The 23735-nt window shown below is 67.2% G+C and carries 19 protein-coding genes; 11 read left to right on the top strand and 8 right to left on the bottom strand.

Annotated features, from left to right (window positions below):
• Positions 1–17: 17 nt before the first annotated feature.
• The 10 genes from AB4061_RS22100 to gspF all read left to right on the top strand — a co-directional run bounded on the left by AB4061_RS22100 (position 18) and on the right by gspF (position 11246).
• Positions 18–512, top strand: coding sequence for a GspH/FimT family pseudopilin (locus AB4061_RS22100; protein ID WP_441637510.1), 495 nt, complete (start codon positions 18–20; stop codon positions 510–512).
• Positions 509–937, top strand: a complete 429-nt coding sequence (gene gspI / locus AB4061_RS22095; protein WP_441637508.1) for a type II secretion system minor pseudopilin GspI — start codon at positions 509–511, stop codon at positions 935–937. Before AB4061_RS22100 ends, gspI begins: the two co-directional genes overlap by 4 nt.
• A gap of 67 nt (positions 938–1004) precedes the next feature.
• On the top strand, positions 1005–1676 hold the full coding sequence (locus AB4061_RS22090; protein ID WP_441637507.1) for a PulJ/GspJ family protein: 672 nt from the start codon (positions 1005–1007) through the stop codon (positions 1674–1676).
• The gene (gspK, locus tag AB4061_RS22085) at positions 1673–2704 is read left to right on the top strand and encodes a type II secretion system minor pseudopilin GspK (RefSeq protein WP_441637505.1); all 1032 of its coding nucleotides are present in this window, start codon (positions 1673–1675) and stop codon (positions 2702–2704) included. The genes AB4061_RS22090 and gspK overlap by 4 nt, the downstream gene beginning before the upstream one ends.
• A gap of 391 nt (positions 2705–3095) precedes the next feature.
• Positions 3096–4499 carry a type II secretion system protein GspL gene (gene gspL, locus AB4061_RS22080; protein ID WP_441637503.1) on the top strand — a complete coding sequence of 468 codons (1404 nt, stop codon included), beginning with the start codon at positions 3096–3098 and terminating at the stop codon, positions 4497–4499.
• Between the two features lie 23 nt (positions 4500–4522).
• Complete coding sequence (locus AB4061_RS22075; protein ID WP_441637547.1) at positions 4523–5140, top strand: type II secretion system protein M; 618 nt, start codon at positions 4523–4525, stop codon at positions 5138–5140.
• Positions 5140–5979 (top strand): type II secretion system protein N, encoded by an 840-nt coding sequence (gene gspN, locus AB4061_RS22070; RefSeq protein ID WP_441637501.1) that lies wholly within the window; start codon positions 5140–5142, stop codon positions 5977–5979. The genes AB4061_RS22075 and gspN overlap by 1 nt, the downstream gene beginning before the upstream one ends.
• 53 nt (positions 5980–6032) lie before the next feature.
• Positions 6033–8465 (top strand): type II secretion system secretin GspD, encoded by a 2433-nt coding sequence (gene gspD / locus AB4061_RS22065; RefSeq protein WP_441637499.1) that lies wholly within the window; start codon positions 6033–6035, stop codon positions 8463–8465.
• Positions 8466–8473: 8 nt separating this feature from the next.
• Positions 8474–10012: a type II secretion system ATPase GspE gene (gspE, locus tag AB4061_RS22060; protein ID WP_441637497.1), complete on the top strand. Its 1539-nt coding sequence runs from the start codon at positions 8474–8476 to the stop codon at positions 10010–10012.
• A 16-nt stretch (positions 10013–10028) separates the two neighbouring features.
• Positions 10029–11246, top strand: a complete 1218-nt coding sequence (gene gspF, locus AB4061_RS22055; protein ID WP_043350441.1) for a type II secretion system inner membrane protein GspF — start codon at positions 10029–10031, stop codon at positions 11244–11246.
• Positions 11247–11342: 96 nt separating this feature from the next.
• On the opposite strand, the gene AB4061_RS22050 is transcribed toward gspF, so the two are convergent.
• Positions 11343–13229 carry an NYN domain-containing protein gene (locus AB4061_RS22050; protein WP_441637495.1) on the bottom strand — a complete coding sequence of 629 codons (1887 nt, stop codon included), beginning with the start codon at positions 13227–13229 and terminating at the stop codon, positions 11343–11345.
• A 327-nt stretch (positions 13230–13556) separates the two neighbouring features.
• Between AB4061_RS22050 and AB4061_RS22045 the strand changes: the two genes are divergently transcribed.
• Positions 13557–17150: an indolepyruvate ferredoxin oxidoreductase family protein gene (locus tag AB4061_RS22045; RefSeq protein ID WP_441637493.1), complete on the top strand. Its 3594-nt coding sequence runs from the start codon at positions 13557–13559 to the stop codon at positions 17148–17150.
• 612 nt (positions 17151–17762) lie between these two features.
• On the opposite strand, the gene AB4061_RS22040 is transcribed toward AB4061_RS22045, so the two are convergent.
• From AB4061_RS22040 to AB4061_RS22010, 7 genes are all read right to left on the bottom strand, one after another.
• A complete protein-coding gene (locus AB4061_RS22040) occupies positions 17763–18773 on the bottom strand; it encodes a M35 family metallo-endopeptidase (RefSeq protein WP_441637491.1) in 1011 nt (336 codons plus the stop codon).
• A 63-nt stretch (positions 18774–18836) separates the two neighbouring features.
• The gene (locus AB4061_RS22035) at positions 18837–19469 is read right to left on the bottom strand and encodes a hypothetical protein (protein ID WP_441637489.1); all 633 of its coding nucleotides are present in this window, start codon (positions 19467–19469) and stop codon (positions 18837–18839) included.
• Positions 19470–19694: 225 nt separating this feature from the next.
• Positions 19695–20129, bottom strand: coding sequence for a hypothetical protein (locus AB4061_RS22030; RefSeq protein ID WP_441637487.1), 435 nt, complete (start codon positions 20127–20129; stop codon positions 19695–19697).
• Positions 20126–20743, bottom strand: coding sequence for a DUF4166 domain-containing protein (locus AB4061_RS22025; protein ID WP_441637485.1), 618 nt, complete (start codon positions 20741–20743; stop codon positions 20126–20128). Before AB4061_RS22025 ends, AB4061_RS22030 begins: the two co-directional genes overlap by 4 nt.
• Entirely contained in the window at positions 20734–22245 is a 1512-nt protein-coding gene (locus AB4061_RS22020) for a TIGR01777 family oxidoreductase (RefSeq protein WP_441637483.1), read from the bottom strand. The genes AB4061_RS22025 and AB4061_RS22020 overlap by 10 nt, the downstream gene beginning before the upstream one ends.
• A 93-nt stretch (positions 22246–22338) precedes the next feature.
• Complete coding sequence (locus AB4061_RS22015; protein WP_150991189.1) at positions 22339–22887, bottom strand: GbsR/MarR family transcriptional regulator; 549 nt, start codon at positions 22885–22887, stop codon at positions 22339–22341.
• Positions 22888–22965: 78 nt separating this feature from the next.
• Complete coding sequence (locus AB4061_RS22010) at positions 22966–23580, bottom strand: HD domain-containing protein (protein ID WP_043350459.1); 615 nt, start codon at positions 23578–23580, stop codon at positions 22966–22968.
• Between the last annotated feature and the right edge of the window lie 155 nt (positions 23581–23735).

The raw sequence follows: 23735 nt of genomic DNA, 5'->3' as shown, positions 1-23735 counted from the left end.
GGGCCAGGCGCGCAGCCATGAGCACCTGGCCACAGGCAGGGCAAGCTCACGGCCATCGCGGCCGCGGCTTCACCTTGCTGGAACTGCTGGTGGTGATGGTGATTGCCGGCATCGTGATCTCGCTGGTAGCCGTCAATGCCGCGCCCAATGAGCGCGGCCGCGTGCTCGACGACGGACAGCGCATTGCGCGGCTGTTCGAGCTCGCCCAGGAAGAAGCCCAGCTGCGCGCCCGGCCGATCGCCTGGGAGGCCGATACGGTCGGCTGGCGTTTCCTGCAAGCCACGCCGGCCGGCTGGTCCCCGCTCGCCGGGGACGTGTTCGCGCCGACCAAATGGCGCCTGCAGCTCGACAGCGTGGCCGTCACCGAAGGCGGGCGCGGCAACGGCGGCGCGCGCCTGGTGTTCGGGCGCGAGCTGATCGAGGGTCCCCAGCATGTCGTGCTGGTGCGCGGCGGCATCCGTATCGACGTGGCCAGCGACGGTGCCGGCCGCTACTTTGCCAGCACGCCATGACGCGCCGCCCAAAATCGCCTCCCTGTRCGCGCAGTGCCCGGCGCGTGCCGGTGCGCGGCTTCACCCTGATCGAAGTGCTGGTCGCCCTGACCATCCTGGCCGTGGCGCTGACCGCCGCCATGCGCGCGATGGGATCGATGATCGAGGCGGGCTCCGCCTTGCAGACCCGCATGCTGGCCGAGTGGAGCGCCGAGAACCACCTCGCCACCCTGCGCCTGTCCAAGACCTGGCCCGAGCCCGGCACGCGCGGCTACGCCTGCCCGCARGGCGGCGTGGAGCTGTACTGCGAAGAAACCATATCGGGCACGCCCAACCCCTCTTTCCGCCGCGTCGAGATCGCGGTCTACCCGTCCGGCGCCGACAAATCCGTGCGCCTGGCCTGGCTGGTCACCATCGTTCCCAATGAAACGCGCAACCTGCTTTAAACGCGTTAAGCGCCCTAAGGGCCTCCAGGGCCTTCAGTGCCTTGGGCGGCCACGCCAGGCCGTGGCCATGCGCGGCTTCACGCTGCTTGAAATGCTGGTGGCGATCACCTTGCTGGCGGTGATCGCCGTGATCGCGTGGCGCGGCCTGGACGCGATGACGCGCGGCCGCGAGCGCCTGACCGACCACGACAACCGCCTCAATTCGCTCAAGCTGCTATACGGCCAGTTCCAGTCCGACTGCGAGCACCTGACCAGCCCGACCCTGCTGCAGGGCAGCCCGGTAGAGCTCGGCAACGGCCAGTTGTTGATGGTGCGCGACCGCCGCGACGAGGGTCGCCCAAGCCAGTGGCAAGTCGTCGTCTATCGCCTTAACGGCAGCACGGTGGTGCGCGCGGCCAGCCCGCCGGCTGACAACCGCAGCGCCGTGCAGGCCGCGATGATCGCGCTGCGCCAGGCGGGCGGCGGCGGCAACCTGGCACGGCCGCTGGTTGGCGATGCCGACAGCCTGTCGGCGCGCGTCTGGGTCGAACCCGGCGGCTGGCAGGCCGAGAACGGCCGCGTCGCCGCCGCGCTGCTCAGCGGCAACGCCAGCGCCAGCGCGGTAGCCGCCTCCGGCGTGAGCGCCAGCCTGGGCGTCGCCACCACGGCGGTGCGCGCAATCGAGCTCAACCTCACAGCGCGCATGGGCGACGGCGACACGCCGCGGCGCTTCCAGAAAATCTGCATGACCGGCCTATGAGCAAACGCCCCGCTCCCCTTGTGCCGGCCGGCCGCCGCCAGCGCGGCGCCGCCGTGGTCACGGCCCTGCTGGTGGTCACGCTGGCGGTTGTGGTGGTATCCGGCATGCTCTGGCGCCAGCAGGTGCAGATCCGCTCCATCGAGAACCAGCGCCTGCTGGCCCAGGCCAGCTGGATCGAGCGCGCGGCCGTCGACTGGGCCCGCCTGATCCTGCGCGACGACCAGCGCCGCACCAGCGTGGACCAGCTCGGCGAGCCCTGGGCAGTGCCGATCGCCGAGACCCGTCTGTCGGACTTCCTCGGCGCCGGCCTGCGCACCGACCAGGAAGGCGAAACCTCCTTCCTGTCGGGCCGCATCCTTGACGCCCAGGCCCGCTTCAACCTCTCCAACCTCGTGCTGTGGACCGCCAGCGAGTCCCAAGGCCGGATCGCCACCATCGACGCCCCCAGCCTGGCGATCTATCGCCGCCTGCTGCAGACGCTGGGCCTGAACGCCTCGCTCGCCGAGCCGACCGCCCGCTACCTGGTCAGCGCCGCCGGCGCCAGCAACGGCGGCAGCAGCGACAGCCAGCGCGGGCTGCGCGCGCCCGACGACGTCAACGACCTGCTCGCCATTCCGGGCTACACGCCGGAGATCGTGGCCGCGCTGGCGCCCTTCGTCGACATGCTGCCCGAGCGCACGCTCGTCAATGCCAATACCGCCGAGGCCGAAGTGCTGGCCGCCGTGATCGACAAGCTGCCGCTGGACCGCGCCCGCGAAGTGGTGCGCCAGCGCGACCGCGCCTATTTCAACAACATTGGCGACCTGCAGACGCAATTGCGCACGCTGGCGCCGCAGGCCGACCCCAACGCGGCCACCAGCACGCTCGACGTACGCACCCACTACTTCCTGATCTACGGGCTGATCCGCCACGAGCGCGCCAGCCGCATGCAGGTCTCGCTGGTCTACCGCGGCGAAGCGCTGGGCAATGCCAACACCACCCGGGTGGTCTGGGTGCGCGATATCGACCGGATGCCGGAGCAGCGCTGATGCGCGCAACCCCTCGTCCGTGTGGCCGTCGTGGCTGGCGGATTTTGGGATCATGCTGTCGGGTCGCGCGGGGCGAAAAGGGTTACCGTAGGTGGCCACAAGGGGCAGGCCCGGGCCTCCCAGGCGCCCCGTGAAACACCTGCCGGCGCCCTTCCCGGACGTTCGGCCAGCAGTATCAGACAGATACGTATTGACGCCAATTCGTCACACAGGCAAGGTATGCTCCGGCCCGGCGGAAGCGGTAGTCCATGGCTCCGGTCGCCCGCCTGTCCTGTGCCGCCGGCAGTATCGCAGCCGGCATCAGCCATGCAAGCAGCGCCGTCCGCTGCATGGGCCGCATGCCCCCGCTATCGTTCATTGACGCCACGATCGGCGCTGTAGCAAGGAAATCTTGAGCACCACCCTGTACGTCCGCCTGCCGCATCGGCCGCACGACCAGCCGCAACCCTGGCACTTCGGTGCCGTGCCGTTTGCCCTGGTCCGCACGGCCGTGGCCGACCGTAGCCACCGGCAAGGCCCTCAGGCGGCAGGGCAGTTGTTGCGCGAAGGCCACGCCACCATCGCCGAACTGCCTCCCGCCGAGCGCCTGGTCCTGATCATGGCGGCCAGCGACGTGCTGCTTACCGGAGCCACGGTGCCGCCGCTCGCGCCGGCGCGGCTCAAGCTGGCGCTGCCGAACCTGGTCGAGGAAGTGCTGGCCACCGATGCCCAGCCTTGCCATATCGCTGTGGGCCCGGCCCTCGACGCGCTGCAGGGCAAGGCGGCCAGCGGCTCGCGCCGGCGCTTGCTGATGGTGACGGACCGCGCCTGGCTGCGCGCCGTGCTGGACGCCTTTGCCGAGCATCGCCACCGCCGCCGCCACGTGTTGCCGGCGCAGTTGTGCCTGCCCCAGCAGCCCGTGGCGCAGCCCGCCGAGCCCGGCGCGGATTCCGTCGCCCCCCCTTCCGCGGCCAGCGCGGCCCTGGCCACGCTGGCGCTCGAAGGCGCCTCGCTGACCAGCGCATCGCCCTTGTTTGAAACGGAAGGCGTACCTGCGCCAGCCGAGCTTTCGCGCTATTGGCAACTGACCGTGCGCAGCAGTGAGTACGCCGGCTACGGTCTGCTGCTAGGCTCCGAGGCACTCGCCGCCTGGCAGGGACTCGCCCCCGCCGGTGACTGGTACGCATCAAAGGACGCCTTGGCGCAGGTGGCGCCGCCGGGCGCGCACCCGCTGGACTGGCGGGTATGGATCGAAGGGGCGCAGGCCAGCCTGCGCGAGCCCGCGCTCGACCTGGCCCAGTTCGAATTCGCCCAGGGCCGTGCCGACCGCTGGAACCTCAAGGCCTGGCGCCTGCCGCTGGCGCTGGCTGCCGGCCTGGTGCTGGTCCAGTTGATCGGCATGAACGTGCATTGGCTGCTGCTGCGCCAGGAGGCGCAGCGCCTCGCGGCCGGCCAGGAACAGACGTTGCGCAGCGCCTTTCCGCAGATCCCCGTGGTCATCGATCCGCCGCTGCAGATGCGCCGCCAGGTCGAGCAGCTGCGCCTGGCGAGCGGGCGCAGCACGCCAGACGATTTCCTGCCGCTGGCCGACCGCTTCGGCCAGGCCGCGCGCCAGCTTGCGCCGGACGCGCTGCTGGCGCTCGAATACCGCGGGCACACCTTGTTCGCCACGCTCAAGCCTGGCACCGACACCAACGCGCTGCGCAGCGCGGCACGCCAGTCCGGGCTGGCCATGGAAGCCGACAATAGCCCGCCCGACGCCGCGCGCGCCAACGCACCGGCCGGCACGCGCTGGTCGATCAAGCCCAGCCTGTGAGCGCGGAGCGCCAAGTGAACCCGATGAAAGACACCGCATCCAAGCCCGGCCCCCGCGCCACCCAGCGCAGCCCGGCTGGCCGCGCGCGCGCCGCGGACCGGCTGGCGCGCCTGCGCCCGCGCGTGCCGCAGCGCTGGCAGGAACAATTCGACGCCTTCTGGTCGGCGCGCAACCCGCGTGAGCAAGCCATCCTGGCCGGCGGCAGCGCCGTGCTGGCGCTGGTGATCGGCTACACCGTACTCTGGGAACCCGCCGCCAACGGCCGCGACAAGCTGCTGCGCAGCCTGCCGCAACTGCGCAGCGACTCGGCGGAGATGGAAACGCTGGCCCAGGAAGCGCGCGGCCTGGCGGCCAGCCCGGCTCCGTCGCTGCGCGGCGAGGCGCTCAACCAGGCCTTGCAGGAGAGCCTCGCCCAGCACGGCCTCAAGGCCACCCGCCTCAATGGCACCGGCGACAACAGCGTGCAGGTGCAGCTCGACAAGGTGCCGTTCGGCTCCGTGGCGAGCTGGCTGCAGGACGTGCGCCAGCAACAGCGCCTCAAGGTGATCGATACCCGCATCGTCTATGTGGGCGCCACCGCCATGGTGAACGTCACCGCCACCCTGCAAGGCCCCGCGGCAAATCCGGGCGGGCGCGGCTGATGGCGCGCCTGGAAGCCCTGAGGCTCGCCCGCCGCCGCGTTGCCAGCCCCCGTGGCTGGCAACGCGCGGGCTGGCTGGCGCTTGGCTGCGTCACCGTGACGCTGACCGTGCTGGCGGCATTTCCCGCGGCATGGATCGCCGATGGCATCGCCAGCCAGAGCCAGCGCCGCGTGCTGCTGGCCGATGCCGATGGCTCGTTGTGGAACGGCAGTGCCACCCTGGCCCTGTCGGCCGGCGCTGGCAGCGAAACCGCCACGGTGCTGCCCGGGCGGCTGCAATGGTCGGTGGCCTTCTGGCCGTTGCTGACCGGCACGCTGCGTATGGTGGYCAGCCACACCGAGGCCATGAGCGGCCCGGTCGCCGTGACGGTGACCCCGCTCGGCTGGACCGCCCAGGCCGGCGCGGTCCGCATGCCGGCAGCGCTGCTCGAGGGTGTCGGCGCTCCGTTCAATACCCTGCGCCCCGACGGGCTGATGCGCATTGACTGGTCCGGCCTGCAAGGCCGGTTCTTTGCCCATACCGGCGAACCGGGCGAACCGGGCAGCGTGGGCGGCATGACCGGCCACCTGACCGTGCGCCTTGACCAAGTATCATCGGCCGTCAGCCGGGTGCGCCCGCTTGGCAGCTACCGCGCCGAGATCGACTGGTCGGGCGCCGACGGCAAGCTGCAACTGACTACCCTCGCCGGGCCACTGCACCTGCAGGGCAGCGGCATCCTGGGCCGCCAGGCGCGCTTCGAGGGCACGGCCRACGCCGACCCCGACGCCGCTACGCAATTGGTAGGCCTGTTGAGCCTGCTGGGACGACGTGAGGACAATGTGACACGGCTGCGCTTCTGACCCCGGCATCGGCGCGAAACCTTCGCGCCGATGCCCGCAGCCCGGAACCGAATATGAAAACCCAAGCCCTTCGACCTTCGCTCAAGACCCGCTGCGCCCGCGCCACCGCGCTGCTTTGCGGCCTCTCCCTGCTGGCACCCGCGCCGCTGTGGGCCCAGCAACCGAGCCAGCCGGCGGCCCAGCCAGGCCAGCCGCCCGACCTGACCCCGCGCAACCGCGACCAGGTCGTGCTCAACTTCGTCAATGCCGACCTGGAATCGGTGGTGAAAGCGGTGGGGCAGGCGACCGGCAAGAACTTCGTCATCGACCCGCGCGTGAAGGGCTCGGTAAACCTGGTGACCGAGCAGCCGGTGTCGCGCTCGCAGGCGCTGGAAACGCTGGGCTCGGTGCTGCGCATGCAAGGCTATGCGATGGTCGAGAGCAACGGCTTCACCAAGGTGGTGCCGGAAGCCGACGCCAAGCTGCAGGGCTCGCCCATCGTGGTCGGCAGCGGCAGGTCCCGCGGCGACCAGGTGGTGACCCAGGTGTTCCGCCTCAACTATGAGTCGGCCAACAACCTGGTGCCGGTGCTGCGCCCGATGATCGCGCCGAACAACACCATCACCGCCTACCCGGCCAACAACACGCTGGTCATTACCGACTACGCTGAGAACCTGCAGCGCCTGGGCCGCATCATCGCCGCCATCGACGCGCCGGCCTCGGGCGAGGTCGAGCTCGTGCCGCTCAAGAATGCCATCGCCAGCGACACCGCGCTGGTGCTGCAAAAGCTGCTGGACCCGGGTTCCGCCGGCGCTGCTGGCGGGGCCGTGGCAGGCGCCGACGCCAGCCTGCGCACCTCGGTGGTGGCGGAGCCGCGCARCAATTCGCTGATGATCCGTGCCTCCAGCCGGGCACGGCTGCAGCAGGCGCGCCAGTTGATCGAGAAGCTCGACCAGCCCTATGCGCGCCCAGGCAATATCTGGGTGGTGCCCCTGAAGAACGCGGAAGCTACCAAGCTGGCGCAGACGCTGCGCGCCATCGTCGCGGCCGACAGCTCCTTCAACACCAGCCAGTCCGGCACGCAGGGTGCAACCGGCGCGGCGGGCGTCGCCGGCGGCACCGGCCTGCTCAACACCTCGACGCCCAACACCGGCCAATACACGGGCGGCAGCACCGGCAGCTCGCGCAGCGGCTCGGGATCCGGCGGTGGCAGCTCGGCCTTCGCGAACTCCTTCGCCACCAACACGCTGCCGACCACCGGGGGCATCATCCAGGCCGACCCGGCCACCAACTCGCTGATCATCACGGCCAGCGAGCCCGTCTACCGCAACCTGCGCGCGGTGATCGAAGACCTCGACATGCGCCGCGCGCAGGTCTATATCGAGTCGATGATCGTGGAAGTGTCTTCCACCCAGACCGGCCAGCTGGGCATCCAGTGGCAGGGCCTGCTCAACTCGCGCAACAGCAACACCAACGCCTTTGCCGGCACCAACTTCGGCACGGGCGGCCAGAACATCATCAACCTGACGGGTGCCGCCGCCGCGATCAACGCGAACGGCGCCGCCGCCATTCCGAGCGTCTCGGGCCTGGTGCCCGACCTGGCCGGCCTGAACCTCGGCATCGTCAACCGGGCGATGGGCCTGGGCGCGCTGCTGCATGCGCTTGGCGCCGACGGCAGCGTCAACCTGCTGTCCACGCCCAACCTGATCACGCTGGAGAACGAGGAAGCCAAGATCCTGATCGGGCAGAACATCCCGGTCACCACCGGCTCCTACGCGCAGACCGGCAGTTCGGCGTCAGTCACGCCATTCCAGACCTTCGACCGCAAGGACGTCGGCATCACGTTGCGGGTCAAGCCGCAGATCACCGATGGCGGCCTGGTGAAGATGCAGATCTACCAGGAATCGTCGTCCGTGGTGCAGGGCACTGCCGCCCTCACCCAGGGCCCGACCACCAATGTGCGCTCGATCGAAACCAACGTGCTGGTGGACGACGGCCAGATCATCGTGCTGGGGGGCCTGATCGAGGACACCTACGGCGATGGCGTGCAGAAGGTGCCGGGCCTGGGTGACCTGCCATGGATCGGCGGGCTGTTCCGCTACGAAAACAAGAACCGCGGCAAGACCAACCTGCTGGTGTTCCTGCGCCCGTACGTGATGCGCACCGCCGGCGCCACCGACCGCCTGACGCAGGACCGCTATGACTATATGCGCGGCCTGCAGCAAGGCTTCGCCTCGCCGAACATCATGGTGCGCGACGGCAATACGCCGATCCTGCCGCCGGCGGACGCGCCCATGGCACCGTTCGTCGATCCGCGCTCGCGCGGGCCGGTGCCGGGTCCGCTGCCGCTGGAGCAGACGCTGCCGCAATCGCAGCAGCAGCAGCAGCAGCAACAACAACAGCAAAGACAGCCGCAAGCCCAGGCGCCCGCGGCCAACGGCACGCCGCTGCCGCCGGGCGTCAATCTTGGCAACGCCACGGTGGACGCCGTCCGCCCGGTGAACTGAGACTCGCCATGGCCACAAGCATCGCCCCCGCCGCCGTGCCCGACGAGCCGCTGGAGCCGCCGTCGACCATCGCCGCGCGCCTCGTCACGTACGGCTTCGCGCGCGAGGCCCGCCTGCTGATCGCGCACCAGCGCACCGACGGCCTGGAGGTGTGGGTCAGCCGCGCCACCTCGCCCGCAGCGCTGGCCGAAGTGGCGCGCGTGCACGGGCCGCTGCGCCTGCGCGTGCTGGAGCCCGATGCGCTGGAGCTCGCCATGTCCGAGGCCTACAACCGCCAGGACAGCGGCAGCGCCGCGCAGGTGGTTGGCGAGGTGGAGGGCGAAGTCGATCTGTCGCGGCTGATGCAGGACATTCCCGCCGTGGAAGACCTGCTGGAGTCCGAGGACGACGCCCCCATCATCCGCATGATCAACGCGCTGCTCACCCAGGCCGCGCGCGAAGGCGCCTCCGATATCCACATCGAGCCGTTCGAGTCATCCTCGGTGGTGCGCTTTCGCGTGGACGGCACGCTGCGCGACGTGGTGCGCCCGAAGAAGGCGTTGCACGGCGCGCTGATCTCGCGCATCAAGATCATGGCGCAGCTCGACATCGCGGAAAAACGCCTGCCGCAGGATGGCCGCATCACGCTGCGCGTGGGCGGGCGTCCCGTGGACGTGCGCGTCTCCACGCTGCCCACCGGCCACGGCGAGCGCGCGGTGCTGCGTCTGCTCGACAAGGAGGCCGGCCGCCTGGATCTCGCCAAGCTCGGCATGGCGCCGGGCACGCTGGGCGGCTTCGATCACCTGATCCGCCAGCCGCACGGCATCGTGCTGGTGACCGGGCCGACCGGCTCGGGCAAGACCACCACGCTGTACGCCGCGCTGTCGCGGCTCGATTCGCGTACCACTAACATCATGACGGTGGAAGACCCGATCGAGTACGACCTCGACGGCATCGGCCAGACCCAGGTCAACCCGCGCATCGACATGACCTTCGGCAAGGCGCTGCGGGCCATCCTGCGCCAGGATCCGGACGTGGTGATGATCGGCGAAATCCGCGACCTGGAAACCGCGCAGATCGCGGTGCAAGCCTCGCTGACGGGCCACCTTGTGCTGGCCACGCTGCACACCAACGACTCGGCTTCGGCGGTGACGCGGCTGGTCGACATGGGCATCGAGCCGTTCCTGCTGTCGTCGTCGCTGCTCGGCGTGCTGGCGCAGCGGCTGGTACGCCGGCTGTGCCAGCACTGCAAGCGCGAGGAAGTGATCGAAGTCACACCCGACGAAGCCGACGTGCTGCTGGCGCAAGGCAAACCGCTGCAACACGTGTGGCATGCGGTGGGCTGCGACAAATGCGGCCACTCGGGCTACCAGGGGCGCATGGGCGTGTATGAGCTGCTCAGCGTGGATGACGAGATCCGCACCATGATCCACCGCCAGTCGGCCGAATCCGAGATCAAGAAGGTGGCTCTGGAGCGCGGCATGCACACCATGCGCCGCGATGCGCAGCGCTGGATCGACTCGGGCGCGACCGCGCTGGAAGAAGTCTTGCGCGTCACGCGCGACTAAGGGCGAGCCCAGAGACATGCCAGCCTATCGTTACGAGGCCGTCGACGCCGCCGGCAAGACCGATCGCGGCGTCATCGAAGCCGACAGCCCCAAGCAGGCCCGCGGCCAGTTGCGCGCGCGCGGGCTGACACCGCTCAATGTGGATCCGCTGGCAGGCGTCGGCGGCGTGCAGAAAAGCAGCACCGCTGCCTTCGTGCGCCGGCTCTCCACGCAAGAGCAAGCGCTGTTCACGCGCCAGCTCGCCAGCCTGATCGTGGCTGGCCTGCCGCTGGACGAAGCACTGGCGGCGCTGGCCGACCAGGCCGAGCGCAGCTATGTGCACGAGCTGCTGGCCGGCATCCGCGCGGACGTGGTCGGCGGCAGCTCGCTCTCGGTGGCGCTGTTGCACCATCCGCGCGATTTTCCGGATATCTACCGCGCGCTGGTTTCCGCCGGCGAGCACTCGGGCCACCTCGGCCTGGTGCTGGAGAAGCTGGCGGACTATATCGAGACGCGCAACTCGCTCACCGCCAAGATCCGGCTGGCCTTTACCTACCCCGCCATCGTCACCGTGGTGGCGTTCGCCATCGTGATCTTCCTGCTGTCCTATGTGGTGCCGCAGGTGGTGAGCGTCTTCGCCAACACCAAGCAGAAGCTGCCGACGCTGACCATCATCATGCTGGCGCTGTCGGATTTCGTGCGCAACTGGTGGTGGGCCGCGCTGGCGTTCATCGTGGCGGTGAGCCTGGGAATTCGCAGCCTGCTGCGCCAGCCCGGCGTGCGCCTGGAGTGGCACCGCTGGCTGCTGACCGCGCCGCTGGTCGGCAAGCTGATCCGCGGCTATAACACCGCGCGTTTCGCCAGCACGCTCGCCATCCTGGTATCCGCCGGCGTGCCCATCCTGCGCAGCCTGCAGGCAGCCGGGGAAACGCTGACCAACGAGGCGCTCAAAGCCAATGTGGATGACGCCACCACGCGGGTGCGCGAAGGCGCCTCGCTGGCGCGCGCGCTGGCGGCGCAGAACCAGTTTCCTTCCGTGCTGGTGCATTTGATCCGCTCCGGCGAAGCCACCGGCAACCTGCCGATCATGCTGGAGCGCGCGGCGCAGGGCGAAGGCGCGGAGCTGGAGCGCCGCACGCTGTTCCTCACCAGCCTGCTAGAGCCGCTGCTGATCCTCAGCATGGGCGTGGTGGTGCTGCTGATCGTGCTGGCGGTGCTGATGCCAATCATCGAGATCAACCAGTTGGTACGGTAGTCCCATAGACGCGGTAGTCATGCGGCTGGCGGCGCAAGCCGGCTGAAATGCAAAACGGCGCCTTGCGGCGCCGTTTTGCGTTCTGACGAGTGCGGCTTATTCGGCAGCCTTCGCCGTCTTCTTCGGTGCGCGCTTGGCCGGTGCGGCGGCGGCTGCCTTCTTGGCTGCGGGCGCAGCCTTTTTGGCGGGAGCGGCAGCCTTCTTGGCCGGCGCAGCAGCCTTCTTGGCGGCTACAGCGGTCTTTTTGGCCGGTGCGGCAGCCTTCTTGGCGGGTGCGGCGGTCTTCTTCGCACGGGCCGGGGCCTTGGCTTTAGCCTTGACGTCAACCACGGGCTCGACCGGCTCGGCAACCTCGACCACCTCGGCGATTTCCACAACCGGAGCGATTTCGACGACTTCGACGACCTCGACGACCTCGGCAACCTCGACCGCTTCCACAACCGGCGCCACCTCGGCAATCTCGATGACTTCGGCGGCTTCGACAACCGCCGCGACCACGGTGGAGGACGGCGCCACGAAGATCGAGCTGTCGATCGGCCACGGGATCTCGCTCAGCGTGACCTCAGGCTTGGGCGGCTTGCGGCGGCGGCCACCGTTCGATTCGCCGTTTTCGCCAGCATCGGCGTCGTCCTGCTCGTCCTCGGACTCGGCGCCGTTGTAAGCCTGCTCCACGCGCTCCAGCACGTCCATCGGATCGACCACGAACGTCGGGGCGGTTTCGCTAGCGGGAGCCGGGGCAGCAAATTCGGGTACCGGCGCGGGCTGCACAGGCAGTGCGGCCTGCTGCGCACGCTCCGGCCGTGAGCCTTGTTGCTGCGGGAAAGGCTGGCGATCACCACCACGCCGCTTGTTGCGGCGATTCTCGCGCCGCTCGCGGTTGTCACGGTTCTCGCGGTTCTCAGCCTGAGGGCTTTCCGCCTGGGCATTCTCGCCCACACGGCTCTCACCCTGGCGGTTCTCGGGCTGACGGTTCTCACCCTGGCGGTTCTCGCCCTGACGGTTCTCGCCCTGACGGTTCTCGCCCTGACGGTTCTCGCCCTGACGGTTCTCGCCCTGACGGTTCTCGCCCTGACGGTTCTCGCCCTGGCGGTTCTCGCCCTGGCGGTTCTCGCCCTGGCGGTTCTCGGGCTGACGGCTCTCAGGCTGACGGTTCTCGGGCTGGCGGCTCTCGGCCTGGCGCTCGTCGCCCTGGCGGGGCTCGGCTTCGCCGGACTTCGAACGGCGCTTCAGGCGCACCCACAGCGTCTTGTTGTTGTTGCCGTTGCGGGTCTCGACTTCGAACAGGCCCGTCGCGGCTACCAGCTCGGAGAGCTTGCCATAGCCGTAGTTGCGCGAGTCGAACTCGGGTGCCTGCTTGGCGATGTGGTTACCCATGCCGCCGAGCGTGGCCCAGCCTTCTTCGTCGGAGACCGCTTGCGAGGCGCTTTGCAGCAAGCGCACCAGGCGCGAATCCTGGCGCAGCTCGCCGCTGTTGCGCTTGCGCGCGGGCGCGGCGGCGCCGTCGGCTTCCGTATCGGTGTCGGTATCGGCGTCGCTGCGCAGCACGTCGGCAAAGATGAACTTGTCGCAGGCCGTGACGAAGGGCTTGGGCGTCTTGCGTTCGCCAAAGCCGTACACGGTCAGGCCCTGCTCGCGGATGCGCGAGGCCAGACGGGTGAAGTCGCTATCGCTGGAGACGATGCAGAAGCCGTCGAAGCGGCCCGTGTACAGCAGGTCCATCGCGTCGATGATCATCGCGCTGTCGGTGGCGTTCTTGCCGACCGTGTAGCGGAACTGCTGGATCGGCTGGATGGAGTGCGACAGAAGGCGCTCCTTCCAGCCGGCCAGGTTGGGCTTGGTCCAGTCGCCGTAGATCCGCTTGACGGCGGCTACGCCGTACTTGGCGACTTCGGCCAGCAGGCCTTCGACGATGGCGGGCGCCGCATTGTCGGCGTCGATCAGCACGGCCAGGGTCGCAGTGCCCTGGCGGGAGGAAATAGTCATGTTGGGTCCTGGAGGCCGGTCGGCCTCGGATGGGGCGGGTTGCACCGGGGCACAATCCCTGGAGATATGGCGCACGGTCCGCATCTGCCCGTTTGTTGCGTAAACCTGTTTGCAACGCAGTGTACACGCGAAGCGTGTCCATTCGGGAAAGCACGCCTGTGGCGGGCGCGCTTTTTGCTGCGTCGCAAGGTGCCGCCCCCTTGGGGGCGGTGCTACCATGCTGCAACGAGACACGGCCGTTTTCCGCCTTCACAAGAGGCGGCGTACGGTCGCCCACAACTGAAGTGAGTCGGCGATCCCGACTGCATGCCCCATAGAGGAGCACCTATGAATGCCCCCCTGACCCCTCCGGTCAGCGACGCCATCCGCCGCGCGCTCGCAAATGTTTCCCTGGAAGACAAATACACGCTGGAGCGTGGCCGCATTTATATCAGCGGCACGCAGGCGCTGGTACGCCTGCCGATGCTTCAGCGCGAGCGCGACCGCGCCGCCGGCCTGAACACGGCCGGCTTTATCTCTGGTTACCGCGGCTCGCCGCTAGGCGCGCTGGATCAGGCGCTATGGAAGGCCAAGCAGCATCTGGCCGCGCACGACATCGTGTTCCAGGCGGGATTGAATGAAGACCTGGCTGCCACCTCGGTATGGGGCTCGCAGCAGGTGAATATGTATCCGGACGCCAAGTTCGAGGGCGTGTTCGGCATGTGGTACGGCAAGGGCCCGGGCGTGGACCGCACGAGCGACGTCTTCAAGCACGCCAACTCGGCCGGCTCCTCGAAGCATGGCGGCGTGCTGGTGCTGGCGGGCGACGACCACGCCGCCAAATCGTCCACGCTGGCGCACCAGTCCGAGCATATCTTCAAGGCCTGCGGCCTGCCGGTGCTCTATCCCTCGAACGTGCAGGAGTATCTCGACTACGGCCTGCACGCCTGGGCCATGAGCCGCTACTCCGGCCTGTGGGTGTCGATGAAATGCGTGACCGATGTGGTGGAGTCGTCGGCATCGGTGGAGCTGGATCCGCATCGCGTGGAAATCGTGCTGCCGCAGGATTTCATCCTGCCGCCGGGCGGCCTGAATATCCGCTGGCCCGATCCGCCCCTGGAACAGGAAGCGCGCCTGCTCGACTACAAGTGGTACGCCGGCCTGGCCTATGTGCGCGCCAACAAGATCGACCGCATCGAGATCGATTCGCCGCATGCGCGCTTCGGCATCATGACCGGCGGCAAGGCCTATCTCGACACGCGCCAGGCGCTGGCCAACCTGGGCCTGGACGACGAGACCTGCGCGCGCATCGGCATCCGCCTGTACAAGGTGGGCTGCGTGTGGCCGCTGGAAGCGCATGGCGCGCGCGCCTTCGCCGAAGGCCTGCAGGAGATCCTGGTGGTCGAGGAGAAGCGCCAGATCATGGAGTACGCGCTCAAGGAAGAGCTCTACAACTGGCGCGACGACGTGCGCCCCAAGGTCTACGGCAAGTTCGACGAAAAAGACAATGCAGGCGGCGAATGGTCGATCCCGCAGAGCAACTGGCTGCTGCCGGCGCACTATGAACTGTCGCCCGCCATCATCGCCCGCGCCATCGCCACGCGCCTCGACAAGTTCGAGCTGCCCGCCGACGTACGCGCGCGCATTGCCGCGCGCATCGCGGTGATCGAGGCCAAGGAAAAAGCCATGGCCGTGCCGCGCGTGGCGGCAGAGCGCAAGCCCTGGTTCTGTTCGGGCTGCCCGCACAACACCTCCACCAACGTGCCCGAAGGCTCGCGCGCGCTGGCCGGCATCGGCTGCCACTACATGACGGTGTGGATGGACCGCAGCACCAGCACCTTCAGCCAGATGGGCGGCGAAGGCGTGGCATGGATCGGGCAAGCGCCCTTCGCCGGTGACAAGCATGTGTTCGCCAACCTGGGCGACGGCACCTACTTCCACTCCGGCCTGCTGGCGATTCGCGCATCGATCGCGGCAGGCGTCAACATCACCTACAAGATCCTCTACAACGACGCAGTCGCCATGACCGGCGGCCAGCCGATCGACGGCAAGCTGTCGGTACAGGACGTGGCCTTCCAGGTGGCGGCCGAGGGCGCGAAGAAAATCGTCGTCGTCACCGACGAGCCTGAAAAGTACAGCGCCGCCATCAAGCTGCCGCAAGGCGTGGAAGTACACCACCGCGACGAGCTCGACAAGATCCAGCGCGAGCTGCGCGAGGTGCCCGGCGCCACCATCCTGATCTACGACCAGACCTGCGCCACCGAAAAGCGCCGGCGCCGCAAGCGCGGCACCTACCCCGATCCGGCCAAGCGCGCCTTCATCAACGACGCGGTCTGCGAAGGCTGCGGCGACTGCTCGGTGAAGTCGAACTGCCTGTCGGTGGAGCCGCTGGAAACGGAGCTTGGCACCAAGCGGCAAATCAACCAGTCGTCCTGCAACAAGGACTTCTCGTGCGTCAACGGCTTCTGCCCGAGCTTCGTCACGGCCGAAGGCGCGCAGGTGAAGAAGCCCGAGCGCCACGGCGTGTCGATGGACAACCTGCCGGCCTTGCCGCAACCGGCGCTGCCCGGCCTTGAACATCCCTACGGCGTGCTGGTCACGGGCGTGGGCGGCACCGGCGTGGTCACCATCGGCGGCCTGCTCGGCATGGCCGCGCACCTGGAAAACAAGGGCGTGACCGTGCTCGACATGGCCGGCCTGGCGCAAAAGGGCGGCGCGGTGCTCTCGCACGTGCAGATTGCCGCGCACCCGGACCAGCTCCACGCCACCCGCATCGCCATGGGCGAAGCGGATCTGGTGATTGGCTGCGACGCCATCGTCAGCGCCACCGACGATGTCATCTCCAAGACCCAGGTAGGACGCACGCGCGCCATCGTCAACACGGCACAGACGCCCACCGCCGAGTTCATCAAGAATCCCAAGTGGCAATTCCCCGGCCTGTCGGCGGAACAGGACGTGCGCAATGCAGTGGGCGAAACCTGCGACTTCATCAACGCCAGCGGCCTGGCCGTGGCGCTGATCGGCGACGCCATCTTCACCAACCCGCTGGTGCTGGGCTACGCCTGGCAAAAGGGCTGGCTGCCGCTATCGCTGGACGCGCTGGTGCGCGCCATCGAGCTCAACGGCACGGCGGTGGAAAAGAACAAGGCCGCCTTCGACTGGGGCCGCCACATGGCGCACGACCCCGAGCACGTGCTGTCGCTCACCGGCAAGCTGCGCAACACCGCCGAAGGCGCGGAAGTGGTCAAGCTGCCCACCTCCTCCGGCGCCCTGCTGGAAAAGCTGATCGCGCACCGCGCCGAGCACCTGACTGCCTATCAGGATGCCGCTTACGCGCAGGCCTTCCGCGACGCGGTGAACCGTGTGCGCGCTGCGGAAAGCGCACTGGTCGGCAGTGGCAAGCCGCTGCCGCTGACCGAAGCGGCGGCGCGCAACTTGTCCAAGCTGATGGCCTACAAGGACGAGTACGAAGTCGCGCGCCTTTATACCGATCCGGTCTTCCTCGACAAGCTGCGCAACCAGTTCGAAGGCGAGCCCGGCCGCGATTACCAGCTCAATTTCTGGCTGGCGCCGCCGCTGTTGGCCAAGCGCGACGAAAAGGGCCATTTGGTGAAGCGCCGCTTCGGCCCGTCCACCATGAAGCTCTTCGGCGTGCTGGCCAAGCTCAAAGGCCTGCGCGGCGGCATGTTCGATGTGTTCGGCAAGACCGCCGAGCGCCGCACCGAGCGCGCGCTGATCGGCGAGTATCGTGCGTTGCTGGAGGAGCTGACGCGTGGTTTGAGCGCAGCCAATCACGCGACTGCGATCACGCTGGCCAGCCTGCCCGACGACATTCGCGGCTTCGGGCACGTCAAGGACGACAACCTGGCGAAGGTGCGTACGCGCTGGACGGCGCTGCTTGAGCAGTTCCGGCATCCGGAGACGGCGCAGCAGGTGGCTTGAGTTTTAGCTTGAACGGAGCGCCGCCGCGAGGGGGCGCTTCGGTTGTTGTCGGACCCCACATTTTCGGAAATGTGGGGTCTTTTTGTTTCTGTCGCGACATGCCCGGCATCACGATTTCGCCCGGGCTGGCGGTTGAGTCCAACGAAATGGAGGCAGAGGACCCGTGTTCCGCTTACTTCTCCAGTGGCTGCGGCCCGGGGCAGCAGGGATGCGGACATCGCGGGATGATTGAAATCTCCGCAACGTTGGTGAGGTGGCGCAGTTCCGGACCTGGCCTCAGGTCGTCGCTAAATCTACGGACAGCTGATTCTTCGATGTCCACCTTGTCGATACCCATATTCGAAAGCGTAGACAATAGGTTCTTTCGCCTCTGCTCCGCCAGCTTGGCTGACACACCTACGCGCGCATTCTGGCGAACATAGACCAGATACTTCCCTCCACTCGGGAGCCACAGCCTAAGTTGTGCCCGCCAATTTGCCAGACGCATGACCTCACTTGCCGATAGATCAGATCGACCATTTGAAAACACGGGCTCGTAGTCAACGTACCCCAAGGTGCACCCCATTGTGGGAAGTGAAAACAAGAATACGGTCGCAACGAGTAGCCGTTTCACTATGGCCTCCACACCGGCGTCAGTCCATCCCAATTTGGAATGTTTGCAACGTAGGCAGCGATACTATCCGCATTATTCAGGCAGAACTTATCACGAGCAGCCTGCTTTTGTGCCCACTTGATATTGCTCCATGAATCCTCCGTATTCATTGCTGCTGGAAAATGCGATACCTCATGAATCAAAGTCGTTAGTTTGGAATCATTGGCCGATGGAGTAGCCTTATTTCGATTAGCCTCATCCGGCATCGTGCAGAAAAGGTGTCCAATGAAAATTGAATACGTCCCGTCCGGCTTGCAGATGGAGGCGGCCGCTGGAATCTCATCACCCTTCGCGCGCGGCACGCACCCAACCCGGGCGAGCGCTTCCTTTGTTTGGCGCTCATAGTTCCTGTCAGTCAGCCCGCGCATGACCTCCCGCATCCGGGCCAACCCATCACGCAATGTCTCGCGCGTATCCTCCCTCGCGTTGCCAAACCAAAGCCTGACCTTGTCCTGATCCGCCCGATTCCACCGGTCCAGTTCGACCAGACGGTCAGCCAGCAGCCGCACAGCCTTGTCCCGCAGCCGGTTCATCGTGGCGTAGAACTCCGCGTTGCTCATGTTCTGGCAGATCAGCGTGGGATCGTTTTCAGACGTTTCCCTGGGCGCCCCCGCCACCAGTTTGTTCGATGTCTCCACCGGCGCGGCGGCAGCGCTATCCGCCAGAAAATGCGTGCGACCGCCACGGTTCACCTGAATGGTGAAGGTGTTCTGCGAGGCAATGACAATCGGCTTGACGGCACATTTGCAGTTGACGCGGGCGCCTTCCACCAGGATCTGCTTGTCCATCAGGCTGAACGCGGGGTAGCAATCATTGGTGACGGTGCCGCCGCTCTTGCACACCGGGCAGGTGGCAAAGTCCCCCTCGACGCCAACCCGCGCGCCGTGGTGCGTCATCTCCCCGGTGCCCATCAGCATGCCGTTGTTACTGGTGCGATCCCCATCGCGAAGCGCACATCGCAAATTCATCATAAGAAGACCCTCTCTAATAGCGTGTTCTTGCGGAAACTCGATAGCCGGCCTGAAGCCGGCCGTTCAGGCAACCGCCTTGCGCTCCGGCTTGTCGAAGAAAACCGCGATGGGCACGAAGTGCCATTGCGCGGCTTCGGGGTCGTAAAGGGCAACCTGGTTGATCTGCGCCCCCACGGAGACCATTCCGGGCATGCGCTGTATGGCCAGCGCCACGGCCTGATGCCGTTGCTGTTCCGTCCAGCTTTCCAGCAGGCAATGCGAATCCGCGTGCGCGAAGAGCCCGGCGTGTTCGCGCAGGCGTTCATACTTGGCAATGCCTTGCTGGTCGATCTCGAGCTCGATGGCATCGTGCCGCGCTGGCGGGATCTCGTCGGTCTGCATCATGCAAACGCTGGCGAGCGCCCCTTTGCGCCGGACCACGATCCGGCCGTCGCTCGCGGCCCAGCCGCAGTGCAGGTTGATATGGAGCTTTCCGCCGCTATCCCGGATCAACGTCCGGGGATCGAAAGCCGCCGCATGCGCGACGTGATAAGGCTTGCCCGGGCTAGACACGAACGCCGCGTTCAGCAGTGCGTCAAAGGGCGAGATATGGACGGCCAGTGCCGAGCCGGCATCGGCATTGCCCTCCTCCACGAATTCGCAAGAGGCGTTGCACCAGTCCGGCTGGCCGTCTCCTGGTGCGTAGTTGATCAGCACGAACAGGGYTGGCCGGGTATGCAGAACAGGCCCGCATGGGCGAAAGGGCGTGTTGGGCAGCGCCATAAAAGTGCACCTCCTATAGGTTACATTTGGGGTGCCTCAACCTATACCCAACACGGTGCGATGAAAGAATAGGAAATTTCTCCTTTTGCTTGGGAATTGCGCGAAGGCAGAGCAATGCCGGGAGATGGAAAGGGTTAAGGCATTGCTAACGCAGCGATATCAGCGGTCCCGATGCTTCAACGCGAACAGGGTCATCCCCCAGAACGGCACCCACCAGATCAGGTCGCTGCACAGCACGAACAAGCCACTGCGCCATGCGAACACGCCGGTCAGCGCGCCGTGCAAGAAGCCCAGCGGCCCCAGCGTCTTGCCCACCAGTCCCACCACCACCAGCGGCCAGTAGCGCAGCATGTCCTGCGCCGCGATCCAGTAGCCCAGCGCGTAGACACCCACCATCATGCCGATGCAGCGGATCATGGCGTCGGGCGTGGCCGGCATGCCCAGCCAGTCGAAGATCTGCGACGGCCACAGGCTCAGCGCAATCGCATAGAGCAGGTTATAGAGCGCTGCCAGCCGCAGTACGGCGGGCATCCACGCCGGTACGCGGGGCAGGCTGACGGACGCATTGCGCCCGATGGTTGAATTGGACCTCATGCCACATTCTCCAGGTTAGGTTCAGGTTCGGGTTCAGGTTCGGGTTCGGGTTCGCGGATGGTCAGCACGCCGTCATAGCGCAGCAGGTAGCCCAGGCGTGGCGCCCATATGCGCACGTCGCAGCGATAGCTGTGCGCATCCCGTGCGCGTTCGCTGGCCAGCACGTGCAGCCACGGCACGGTCAGGCCGAACAGGCTGACGCCGCGGCTGGCCTGCCACAGCCGGCCGGTGCCATCGACACGCGTTGCCAGCACGATTGCCAGCGGCCCCATGCGCTCCGTCACCTGCCCGGCCCGCGCGAGCCGCATGTGGCTCGCCACGATGTGCCCGCCGATGCTGCGGTGCCAGCGCTCGCCGGCGGGCTCCGGCGAGATGCTCACAAGGGTCGCCGCCGCCGCCGCGGGCCGGGGCAGCGCCGACAGCCGCATCAGCGCGCGCAGCCAGCGCCGCGCGCTCCAGCGCACCCTTAGCGAGCCGCGCAGGTGCACGCCCTCGGCACGATGCACGCGCTGCAGCACCGGCGGCAGGCTGGCAAGGGCGGCACCCAGCATGGTCCCGTACAGGCTTTGCGGGCCACCATCCGTGCCATGCGCGGCCGACGTGCTCATCGACATGCCCGCCCGTTGCCGAGCAGGTCCTCCAGCGCCAGCTGCAGGGTCGGGAAGCGGAAGGCATAGCCCTCCTGCTGCAGGCGCGCAGGCGCCACGCGCAGCCCGTCGAGCAGCAGCGTGGCCTGCTCGCCCAATGCCAGTCGCATCGGCCATGCGGGCGTAGGCATGAAGGCGGGCCGGCGCAGCAGCGCAGCCGCCGCGCGCACGAACCCGGCCTGGCTCGGGGTATCCGGCGCAACCAGGTTATAGATGGCGGCAACCGCCGGGGCGGCTTGCGCGGCGTCACCCCGGCAGAGCCAGGCGATCACGCCGAGCACGTCGTGAATGTGTACCCAGCTCTGCGCTTGCCGGCCGCTGCCCATCGGGCCGCCGAAGCCGAGCCACACCGGCATCAGCATGGCGGGCAGCGCGCCTTGATGGCCATAGACCACGCCGAGGCGCAGGATGGCTAGCGGGATGCCGAGCGGCGTCACGGCGCGGGCCGCGTCCTCCCACTGCTGGCACAACTGCGAGGCAAAGATGTCCTGCGGCGCGCTGGCCTCGGTACGCTGGCTCAGGTCGTCGTCACCCTGGATGCCGTAGAAGCCCACCGCCGAACCGTTGATCATCAGGCGCGGCCGGTGCGCCGCAGCGGCCAGCCACGCCGCCAGCGCGCGCGTGGTGGCCACGCGGCTTTGCACCAGGCTGTGCTTGCGTGCGGCACTCCAGCGCGGGCCGAGGATGGGCGCGCCGGCAAGGTTGATCACCACATCGAAGCGCACAGCCGGATCGATCTGCGCCAGCGAGCCGACGCATGCGGCGCGGCCGTCGAACAACTGCGCCGCCACGCGCGGGTTGCGCGCCCAGATCGTCACGCGATGGCCATCGGCCAGCAGCGAGCGCACCAGCGCCTGCCCGATAAAGCCGGTGCCGCCGGTCAGCAGGAACGATTGCGCGCGCCGGGAGGGATCGGCGCCGGCGAAATCGAACGACGGCGTAGCGCCGGCGCGGGCCGCCAGCGAGCGGCTTGCGAACGCATCGCGCACGCCAGAGGCGGCCACGCCGAGCGCGAATACGCTCAGCACCCAGCTTTGCCAGCCTTGCGGATTGAGGTGCAGGCCCGATGGCAGGTCCCACCAGGCTTGCGAATGCCAGGCCAGCAGGCCAAAGATCACGCCGCCGTTGATGGCCAGCACGGTATGCGTCACCCGCTCGCTCGGCGGCAGGCTGCGGGTCTGGTCTTCCACCACGAAGTCGCGCAGCGTGAGCAGGATCTCGATGGCGACGATGGCCCATAGCGGCACCAGCCAGGCGCCGCCCCAGGCAAACCACGCCAGGCCGCCAAACAGCACGCCATACAGCACCGCCCGGATCGCGTGCAGGCGCAGCTCCGGCGCGGCGTTGTGCTGCTGCGGCAAGGCGCAGCGCAGTTCATGATGCCAGACGGTATCGAAGGCACCCATCAATCCCTGCACGATCAGCAGGTTGAGGATGACGGTGTACAGCGTGCCGCTGGTGGGGTCCATCTCAAGCATCCTTATTTACATTAATTTCTGTCTTAAGAGAAATATCTGGCCCAAAAAAGCGGCCACCGCGGCGGCCTGCTTTTCATGCCTGTGCTACTTGCCGGCTTCGCGGGCGCGCTGGTCGCCACGCACCAGCTTCTGGATACGCGCGCCGAGCTTCATCACCTTGACCAGGGTATCGGGCGAGAGGCGCAGCATTTCGTCGCCCCAGCTGCCCAGCGTTTCCATCAGCTGCAAGGTGGCGATGATGCGCTTTTGCACTTCCTTGCTCTCCTTGGCGAACGCGGGATTGTTCACGCATTCGTGCAAGGCGTCGATGGTGGGATCGAACTCGCGCTGCTTGCGCTCGCGCACCACGGTGCGGAACAGGTCCCACACATCGGTGATGGTCTCGAAGTGATCGCGCCGGTCGCCCATCATGTGCACGGTGCGGATCAGCTTCCAGTTCTGCAGCTCCTTGAGGCTGTTGCTGACGTTGGAGCGTGCGACGTTGAGCGTGTCGGCGATTTCCTCGGCCGGCAGCGGGTGCTCGGCAAGGAACAGCAGGGCGTGAATCTGCGCGACGGTGCGATTGACGCCCCACTTAGAGCCCATTTCGCCCCAGTGCAGGACAAAGCGTTGTGCGACCGGTTGAAGTTCCATGCCTGACAGTTTATCTGTTCGGAAATTTCCGTCAAGACAGAAATTCAACTTCCTGCAGTCAACCTATGGTGGCCAGGTTCAGGCCGGCTGCGCCAGCGTGCTCTCGTTTTCCTTCACGTACATGGAGTTGCGCGGGCGGGCGAACACGCGCCGCACCATCGGCTCGAAGAACGACAGCGGCAACGTGTCGTAGTCCTGCATGAAGGCCGCGCCGTCGTACTTGGCGCAGAATTCCGCGGTGCGCTCGAACAGCGCGGGCTGGTCGCGGAATTGCTCGCGCAGGTTGCGGTCCAGGCCCAGGTGATGAAAGAAGTAGTAGCCCTGGAACACGCCGTGCTTCTCCACCATCCACAGATTCTCCGGGCTGACGAAGGGCTTGAGGATGGCGGCGGCGATGTCGGGATGGTTGAAGCTGCCAAGCGTGTCGCCGATATCGTGCAGCAGCGCGCATACCACGTACTCCTCGTCGCGCCCGTCGCGGTGGGCCAGCGTGGCGGTCTGCAGGCAGTGGGTCAGGCGGTCGATGGGAAAGCCGCCGCAGTCGCCGTCGAGCAGCCGGAGGTGATCGAGCACGCGGTCGGCCAGCGCCTGCGCGAAGGGCATGAACTCGGCGGATATCGCCGCCCAGTCCTCGCGCGTGCCTTGTTCCATGTGGCTGAAGGTGGCGCGGGCGTGCGTGGTCGTTTCGCTCATTGTGGGGTCTCCGTGCAGGGTGATCCTGCTAGTTTTGCTTGTTTTGTTTGTGATGAACAACGATTGAACAAACATCGAGCAACGATTCTGGCACAGGTTTGGGGGCTACACTGTCAAGGACTTAACATTGCCGCCGCCTGCCGCGGCGCATCGAT

It is taken from the genome of Cupriavidus sp. YAF13, assembly GCF_052113425.1.
Lineage (GTDB): Bacteria > Pseudomonadota > Gammaproteobacteria > Burkholderiales > Burkholderiaceae > Cupriavidus.
This window is presented reverse-complemented; position numbering and strand designations above follow the sequence as displayed.

What these genes read in the sequence shown, in the direction of transcription:
- AB4061_RS22100 (WP_441637510.1), top strand. Translation starts at nt 18, where the DNA reads ATGAGCACCTGGCCACAGGCAGGGCAAGCTCACGGCCATCGCGGCCGC.
- AB4061_RS22090 (WP_441637507.1), top strand. Translation starts at nt 1,005, where the DNA reads ATGCGCGGCTTCACGCTGCTTGAAATGCTGGTGGCGATCACCTTGCTG.
- gspK (WP_441637505.1), top strand. Translation starts at nt 1,673, where the DNA reads ATGAGCAAACGCCCCGCTCCCCTTGTGCCGGCCGGCCGCCGCCAGCGC.
- AB4061_RS22075 (WP_441637547.1), top strand. Translation starts at nt 4,523, where the DNA reads ATGAAAGACACCGCATCCAAGCCCGGCCCCCGCGCCACCCAGCGCAGC.
- gspE (WP_441637497.1), top strand. Translation starts at nt 8,474, where the DNA reads ATGGCCACAAGCATCGCCCCCGCCGCCGTGCCCGACGAGCCGCTGGAG.
- gspF (WP_043350441.1), top strand. Translation starts at nt 10,029, where the DNA reads ATGCCAGCCTATCGTTACGAGGCCGTCGACGCCGCCGGCAAGACCGAT.
- AB4061_RS22050 (WP_441637495.1), bottom strand. Translation starts at nt 13,229, where the DNA reads ATGACTATTTCCTCCCGCCAGGGCACTGCGACCCTGGCCGTGCTGATC.
- AB4061_RS22045 (WP_441637493.1), top strand. Translation starts at nt 13,557, where the DNA reads ATGAATGCCCCCCTGACCCCTCCGGTCAGCGACGCCATCCGCCGCGCG.
- AB4061_RS22040 (WP_441637491.1), bottom strand. Translation starts at nt 18,773, where the DNA reads ATGATGAATTTGCGATGTGCGCTTCGCGATGGGGATCGCACCAGTAAC.
- AB4061_RS22030 (WP_441637487.1), bottom strand. Translation starts at nt 20,129, where the DNA reads ATGAGGTCCAATTCAACCATCGGGCGCAATGCGTCCGTCAGCCTGCCC.
- AB4061_RS22025 (WP_441637485.1), bottom strand. Translation starts at nt 20,743, where the DNA reads ATGTCGATGAGCACGTCGGCCGCGCATGGCACGGATGGTGGCCCGCAA.
- AB4061_RS22020 (WP_441637483.1), bottom strand. Translation starts at nt 22,245, where the DNA reads ATGGACCCCACCAGCGGCACGCTGTACACCGTCATCCTCAACCTGCTG.
- AB4061_RS22015 (WP_150991189.1), bottom strand. Translation starts at nt 22,887, where the DNA reads ATGGAACTTCAACCGGTCGCACAACGCTTTGTCCTGCACTGGGGCGAA.
- AB4061_RS22010 (WP_043350459.1), bottom strand. Translation starts at nt 23,580, where the DNA reads ATGAGCGAAACGACCACGCACGCCCGCGCCACCTTCAGCCACATGGAA.